This window comes from Nevskia soli (genome assembly GCF_903970205.1).
GTDB lineage: Bacteria > Acidobacteriota > Terriglobia > Bryobacterales > Bryobacteraceae > Bog-113.
On record NZ_CAJCHS010000443.1, the window covers coordinates 1 to 5,886 of the forward strand.

Here is a 5,886-nt window from a genome sequence, read left to right on the forward strand (position 1 = left end):
TTGAAGAGCTCGAAGATGCTGGTTCGCACGGCGCTAATTCCAGTCGAGAATGACTTTGCCGGAATTGCCGGAGCGCATCACTTCGAAACCCTTCGCGAATTCCGTGTAGTGCAGACGGTGCGTGATCACCGGGCAGATGTCGAGACCGCTTTGTAGCATCACCGTCATCTTGTACCAGGTCTCATACATCTCGCGGCCGTAGACACCCTTGATCGTCAGGCTGCTGAAGACGACGGTGTTCCAGTCGATCGCGATCGGTTCGGATGGGATGCCGAGCATCGCGATCTTTCCGCCATGCGCCATGTTGTCGAGCATCGAACGCAGCGCCGCCGGGTTGCCCGACATCTCGAGGCCGACATCGAAGCCTTCCGTCATGCCGAGTTCGCGCTGCAGTTCGTGTAGATCGCCGGTGGCGACATTCAGCGCCACATCCGCGCCCATCTTCTTGGCGAGATCGAGGCGATACGGATTCACGTCGGTGATCACGACGAAACGCGCGCCGGCGTGTTTGGCGACACCCGCGGCCATGATGCCGATCGGACCGGCGCCGGTGATCAGGACATCTTCGCCCAGCACGGGGAACGAAAGCGCGGTGTGGACGGCGTTGCCGAACGGGTCAAAGATAGCCGCGACCTCGCGATCGACACCCTCGCGGTGATGCCATAGATTGGTCATCGGCAGCGAGATGTATTCGGCAAACGCGCCCGGCCGGTTCACGCCTACGCCCTTCGTATGCGGACAGAGATGACGGCGTCCGGCCAGACAGTTGCGGCAATGACCGCACACGACGTGGCCCTCCCCACTGACCACATCGCCCGGGAAGAAGTCCGTGACGTTGGAGCCGACTTCGACAATATGACCCACGAACTCGTGGCCCACGACCATCGGCACCGGAATCGTTCTCTGCGCCCAGGCGTCCCAGCCTTCGATGTGCAAGTCGGTGCCGCAAATACCGGTTTTCTCGACGCGGATCAGGCAATCGTTGATGCCGATTTCAGGGATCGCGACGTCTTCGAGCCGGAGTCCGGGAGCCGCTTCGCGCTTCACAAGAGCTTTCATTGTGCAAAAATCTTCTCTAGTATGTCGGACAGCACGTCCAGGATATCAGACAAGAAGCGGGCTCGCGAGGACTTGGTTTCCGAACGCTTCGGCGCGAGGCTGAAGCGGCTGCGCGCGGAACGGAAATGGTCGCTGGAAACACTAGCCGACGCGAGCGGGGTCAGCCGGTCGATGTTGAGCCAGATCGAGCGCGACCAGGCGAATCCGACGCTGGCGGTCACGCTGCGGATTGCGCGCGCCTTTTCGATGACGATCGGGGAATTGGTGGAGGACCCCGATGCGACGAGTTCGCTGTCAGTGATTCGCGCGGGCGATCGCGCCTATCATTTCCGATCCGACAAGGACTGCACGATTCGCACGTTGTCGCCGCTGCATCTGGAGAAAGATGTCGAGTTCTATGAGGTGCAGTTGCGGCCCGGCGGCGAACTGCGCAGCGCCGCGCATTTCGAAGGAACGCGGGAATTTCTGACGGTCGAGAAGGGGCGCGTCCGCGTGGAATCGGGAGGCGATTCCGATGTGCTCGAGCGCGGCGATTCGGCGAGTTACCGGGCGGATGTTCCGCATGCCGTGGTCAATGCGGGAAAGACCGCGGCGGTGTTGTTTCTGGTGAACATCTACCGTTAGAGTTCCGCTGTTCGAAGGATGCGCCAGCAGCCCGTCAAGATCGCCGCGGCGATCGCAAAGTGCAAGGCGATTCCGAGGACGGACGGCAGGTACGCGAGGGGCGTTCCGTGTCCGGGAGCCAGGAACATCATGTCCGCCGTCTGATGGCCAAAAACGCGCCACATCGGGACGAAGAGCAGGAGGGCCGAAAATATCCCCAGCGCATTGATCTTCTTGCTTGGGCTAAGCATCATCCATTGCTGCGATGAGAGCAAGGCGTAGGCGCAGAAGCCGACGGAGAGGGCCGCCAGATACCGGCGAGGCGCGCTGACGGCGCCCAAGACTTGAAGAAATGTCGGATGCTGCCCGAGCTGAGAAACCGCTGGAATCATCCTGATCGTGGCCATCAGGTGGTGAAGAGACGGCGCATGGACCAGACTAAGCCAGCCGACAAGTAGAAGGAAAGCGGCCGCGGGAAGCAAGACGATCGTAGTCATAGCGATGGCAGCGGGAAGAAAGAAGGCGTTCCGTCGCGAGACGGGGCGGGTAAGGAAGAACCTGTTGAGAGCTTTCAGTTGATTGCCGGGAATGCCGGCAGCCGCCGGGAGGGCGACCGCGCCCGGCGATAGGTACCCGAAAACGAATCCGGCGATCAGGGCGGTAAAGGGGGGCAAATTGAGGAGAACGAATGCGTCCCTGGGGTCGACCGGGCACCCGCAGAAGCCGTGCCAGAAGATACCGAAGTCATTGAAGCCATCGCCGCTGACCCATAGATGAGCGAGGCAGGTCATGAGCAGCGAAGAGATAGCCACGGTAAGTACACGGTAGCGATAGTAGAGTAGCCAGGGATAAGTCGGCATGTTAGATCTCGAACTTAGTAGATAAGCGTTCTCCAAAGAAGAGAAGCCCCACGACGAAGACAAGCGGCACAAGCGCGAAAGCGAAAGGTTGAGGCCCGGCCTGTGCGGGAAACAAGAACAAAGCCCTGGCTACCCGGCTGGTAAGAAGAAACCGGGAGAGGAAGACGGCCTGGGAACCGAGGGCCGCGCCGAGCAGTATGGGGACAAATTTCATTTTGCCAAGCATCGACCAGCGCCGGGGAAGAAACGCGACGAAGACAAAGATGCTGAAGACCAGTGTTGTCGTGGTAAGCATCGAGAGATCGAACTGAACCGCGGATCGCCGGGAACTTGAGACGGACTCCCAAACCGGCCCGTAAGTGAACCTGAGAAGCACGATTGACGCGAGAAGCCCGGCCTGCGTTGCCGCGAGAAGACTGCCGAGCAGGGGCAAAACGCGGCCCCAAAAAAGGAAGCGGTATGAGAGCGGCCGCGTGCGGTGGAAGCTTCCCTGGAGATTGTCAATAACCACCAAAGCGGTCACGAAACCGAACACTTCCGCGAAGTAGCCCGCCGCCGTGAGTTGAACCTGGTACATCTGCCAAACCTGCTGCGGACCGCGCGCCGCGGTTATAAGAGAACCGCTGGTGATTGAAAAGATCATGTAGGCGAACAGAGCGAAGCAAATCCGCGCCGCGTTGGACTGCTGAGCGAGATACGTGCGCTGCGGGAGCGTGAAGCGGCCCAGGAAGAAGCCTGGAGTCCGGTCACCGGCCGGTTCGAGGATCGCTTCCGCGCTATTTTCACTAATTGCGTTGCGGCGATAAGCGTTCACACGCGCGATCACGATGAGGGCCAGAATCGGCACGACCGCGGCGATCGCGCCAGTTAGGGGAGGCGAGAGTATCATGCGATAGCCTCTTCCTCGGCCAGGCTCTCGGAGGTGCGGCAGAGTTCCAGAAAAATCTCATTGAGCGAGAGCGGGACACTCTCAACGACGTTCGCGCCATGAGACACGAGTAACTGCTCGAACGCCGCCGGATCGCTGCGCAGAATGTACTCGGTGGCGTTGGCATCGCGCTTCGCCGAGAGGATCCGGGGCTCCGTCTCAGGTAACGAAGCCCCCTTTACTGTCAAACGGCGGAAGCAGGACCGGATATCGTCCAGACGCCCTTCGATCAGCAACCTTCCGCGATCCATGATGCCGATATAGTCCGCGATCCTTTCAATTTCAGGAAGCTGGTGCGTGGAGAGAAATACCGTGCGCCCATCGGCGGTGCAGTCTTCGACCAGCAGGCGGAGCAGTTCGTCCAGCACCACGGGATCGAGGCCGGTGGTGGGTTCGTCCAGGATCAGCAGACGCGACCGCTGCGCGATTGCGGCGGCCAAAGCAACCTTGGTCTTATTTCCGAGCGAAGCGCGCGCGAACGCCAGGTCCAGCGGCAGTTCAAGACGCTCGCACACCTTGCGGGCCAGAGCGTCGGACCAGGTCGAAGGATAGAAGGCCCGGTTGAGTTCCAGAAGACGCCGGGCCGTCAGCGCGGGAACCAGGATCTTATCCTCCGGAACATAGCCGACTTGTTCCAGCACGGCGACGCGCTCGGGATCGCGCGAAGGATCGAGGCCGAAGACGCGGATCGTACCGGCGGTCGGGCGAGCAAGGCCCATCGCCATGCGGATGGTGGTTGTCTTGCCTGCGGCGTTGCGGCCGAGCAGACCGTAAATCGATCCTTCCGGCACGTTGAGCGAGAGTCCGTCGACGGCGTTTACCTTTTTGCCGAAAAGGCCGGTGTTATAAGTCTTGACTAAGTCGGAAGTTTGAAGCGCGTAAGTGGTCATTCTTGTTCTCCGGACGAGCGGGTTGAGTTGCGGGATTTCCGGCCGAGGTCTTCGATCGCGGCGTCGAGGAGTTTGTGGATATCGTCGGGATTCAGCCGCAGCTGAGCGCCTTCGATAGCAAGTTGATCGACCAGCGGCCGGATACGCCTGAGCTTTTCCGCCTTGAGCAGACCGGAGCCAAGCGTCGTGAGGGAGCCGACGAAGGTTCCTCCGCCGGGAACGGTTCGAATGATCCCTTCGCGCTCCAGATTGCTGAAAGCGCGCGCGACGGTGTTGGGATTGATGCGGAGTTCGGCCGCGGTTCGGCGTATGGATGGCAAAGGGTCGTCGGGTTTCAGCAGGCCGGAAGCGAGCGATTGTTTGATCTGCTGCTCGATCTGCAGGTAGACCGGGATGCCGGAGCTGGCGGAGATATGGATCGACAGCACTACTGTATTAATACGCTAATACGGTTGGCTTGTCAAGCGAAGAAAAATCCGTGCGTTCACGATGGCGGTTGCGCCGGAAACGGCGGGGTAGTGGCGCAGGTTGCCGGTGATCAGGAATGCGGCTGCAGAAGCCTGGGCGCATTCGAGGAAACGGTTGTCGTCTTCATCGGTCGCCAGGGCGAGTTGGAACTGCGGATCGACGCGGAAGAACCGTGGTTCAAGAGCGGCAAGCAGCCGCGCGGCTTGCTCCTGCATGGCCGCGAATTTCGGACGGAAGAGAACGTCGCGGTATTCGGCTTCGATCGCGGGTGAAACGCACGGCACAATTTCGCCTCGAAGCGCCAGCGCGATCACTTGCGCCTCGTTGCCCCTCGGCTTCAGGCAGGCCGAAAGGAGAATGTTCGTGTCGAGCACCACGCGAATCGGGTTTGGCACAATCGGGGTTCCAGATGATCGACGAACTAGGACGGCGGATGAAGCGCGATTATGAGGACGCGCTGCGATTATATCTGCCTCGGCGCGCTTACGTCGTGGTGCGGGTGGATGGGCGCGCGTTCCATGCCTTCACGCGCGGGATGGAGCGCCCGTATTGCCGTCCGCTGGCGGATGCCCTGGATTCCGCCGCCGCTGTTCTATGCGGTGAAATGATCGGCTGCCAATTCGCGTTCGGACAGAGCGACGAGTATTCGTTTCTGCTGAACGATGCGGTGTGGTTCGACGGCAACGTGCAGAAGATCGCTTCGGTCGCGGCCAGCGTCTTTACCGCGGCATTTGCGCGCGCTTTCCCGAACGATCGCGACGCGACATTTGACGCGCGCGTGCTCCTGATTCCGCAGCGCAGCGAGGTCGCGCAATACTTCGTCTGGCGGCAACTGGACGCGTCTGCGAATAGCTTGAACATGCTGGCTTCGGCGCATTACTCGCACAAAGAACTGTTGGGTAAGTCGACTGCGGAGAAGCACGACTTACTGCATGCGAAAGGTCTGAACTGGGCGAATCAGCCTGCTGATTTCAAACGCGGGCGCGTCGTCCGTCCCGGTGAAGGCGGCTGGATTGTGGATCGCGAAGTTCCGGTCTTTCAACGGGAGCCGGGCTATTTGGACGCGCTCATCCCTGCG

The 5,886-nt window shown here is 60.5% G+C and carries 8 protein-coding genes; 2 read left to right on the plus strand and 6 right to left on the minus strand.

Features of this window, described 5'->3' with window-relative positions:
• Positions 1-33: 33 nt before the first annotated feature.
• Positions 34-1,059: an L-threonine 3-dehydrogenase gene (tdh, locus tag H1Y01_RS19000; protein ID WP_180542376.1), complete on the minus strand. Its 1,026-nt coding sequence runs from the start codon at positions 1,057-1,059 to the stop codon at positions 34-36.
• Between the two features lie 21 nt (positions 1,060-1,080).
• On the opposite strand from tdh, the gene H1Y01_RS19005 reads away from it, so the two are divergent.
• Positions 1,081-1,683, plus strand: a complete 603-nt coding sequence (locus H1Y01_RS19005) for a helix-turn-helix domain-containing protein (RefSeq protein WP_180542378.1) — start codon at positions 1,081-1,083, stop codon at positions 1,681-1,683.
• Here H1Y01_RS19005 and H1Y01_RS19010 read toward each other — a convergent pair.
• From H1Y01_RS19010 to H1Y01_RS19030, 5 genes are read right to left on the minus strand one after another with little or no spacing between them, the layout of a single operon-like run.
• The gene (locus H1Y01_RS19010; protein WP_180542380.1) at positions 1,680-2,522 is read right to left on the minus strand and encodes a hypothetical protein; all 843 of its coding nucleotides are present in this window, start codon (positions 2,520-2,522) and stop codon (positions 1,680-1,682) included. The genes H1Y01_RS19005 and H1Y01_RS19010 overlap by 4 nt on opposite strands.
• Before the next feature lies 1 nt (position 2,523).
• Positions 2,524-3,411: a hypothetical protein gene (locus tag H1Y01_RS19015; RefSeq protein WP_180542382.1), complete on the minus strand. Its 888-nt coding sequence runs from the start codon at positions 3,409-3,411 to the stop codon at positions 2,524-2,526.
• Positions 3,408-4,340 carry an ABC transporter ATP-binding protein gene (locus H1Y01_RS19020; RefSeq protein ID WP_180542384.1) on the minus strand — a complete coding sequence of 311 codons (933 nt, stop codon included), beginning with the start codon at positions 4,338-4,340 and terminating at the stop codon, positions 3,408-3,410. The genes H1Y01_RS19015 and H1Y01_RS19020 overlap by 4 nt, the downstream gene beginning before the upstream one ends.
• Positions 4,337-4,768 carry a GntR family transcriptional regulator gene (locus H1Y01_RS19025; RefSeq protein ID WP_180542387.1) on the minus strand — a complete coding sequence of 144 codons (432 nt, stop codon included), beginning with the start codon at positions 4,766-4,768 and terminating at the stop codon, positions 4,337-4,339. The genes H1Y01_RS19020 and H1Y01_RS19025 overlap by 4 nt, the downstream gene beginning before the upstream one ends.
• 15 nt (positions 4,769-4,783) lie before the next feature.
• Positions 4,784-5,203, minus strand: a complete 420-nt coding sequence (locus H1Y01_RS19030; RefSeq protein ID WP_180542389.1) for a putative toxin-antitoxin system toxin component, PIN family — start codon at positions 5,201-5,203, stop codon at positions 4,784-4,786.
• A 14-nt stretch (positions 5,204-5,217) separates the two neighbouring features.
• Here H1Y01_RS19030 and H1Y01_RS19035 point away from each other — a divergent pair.
• Positions 5,218-5,886 (plus strand): tRNA(His) guanylyltransferase Thg1 family protein (locus tag H1Y01_RS19035; protein ID WP_180542393.1); only part of this gene is annotated, 669 nt, incomplete at its 3' end.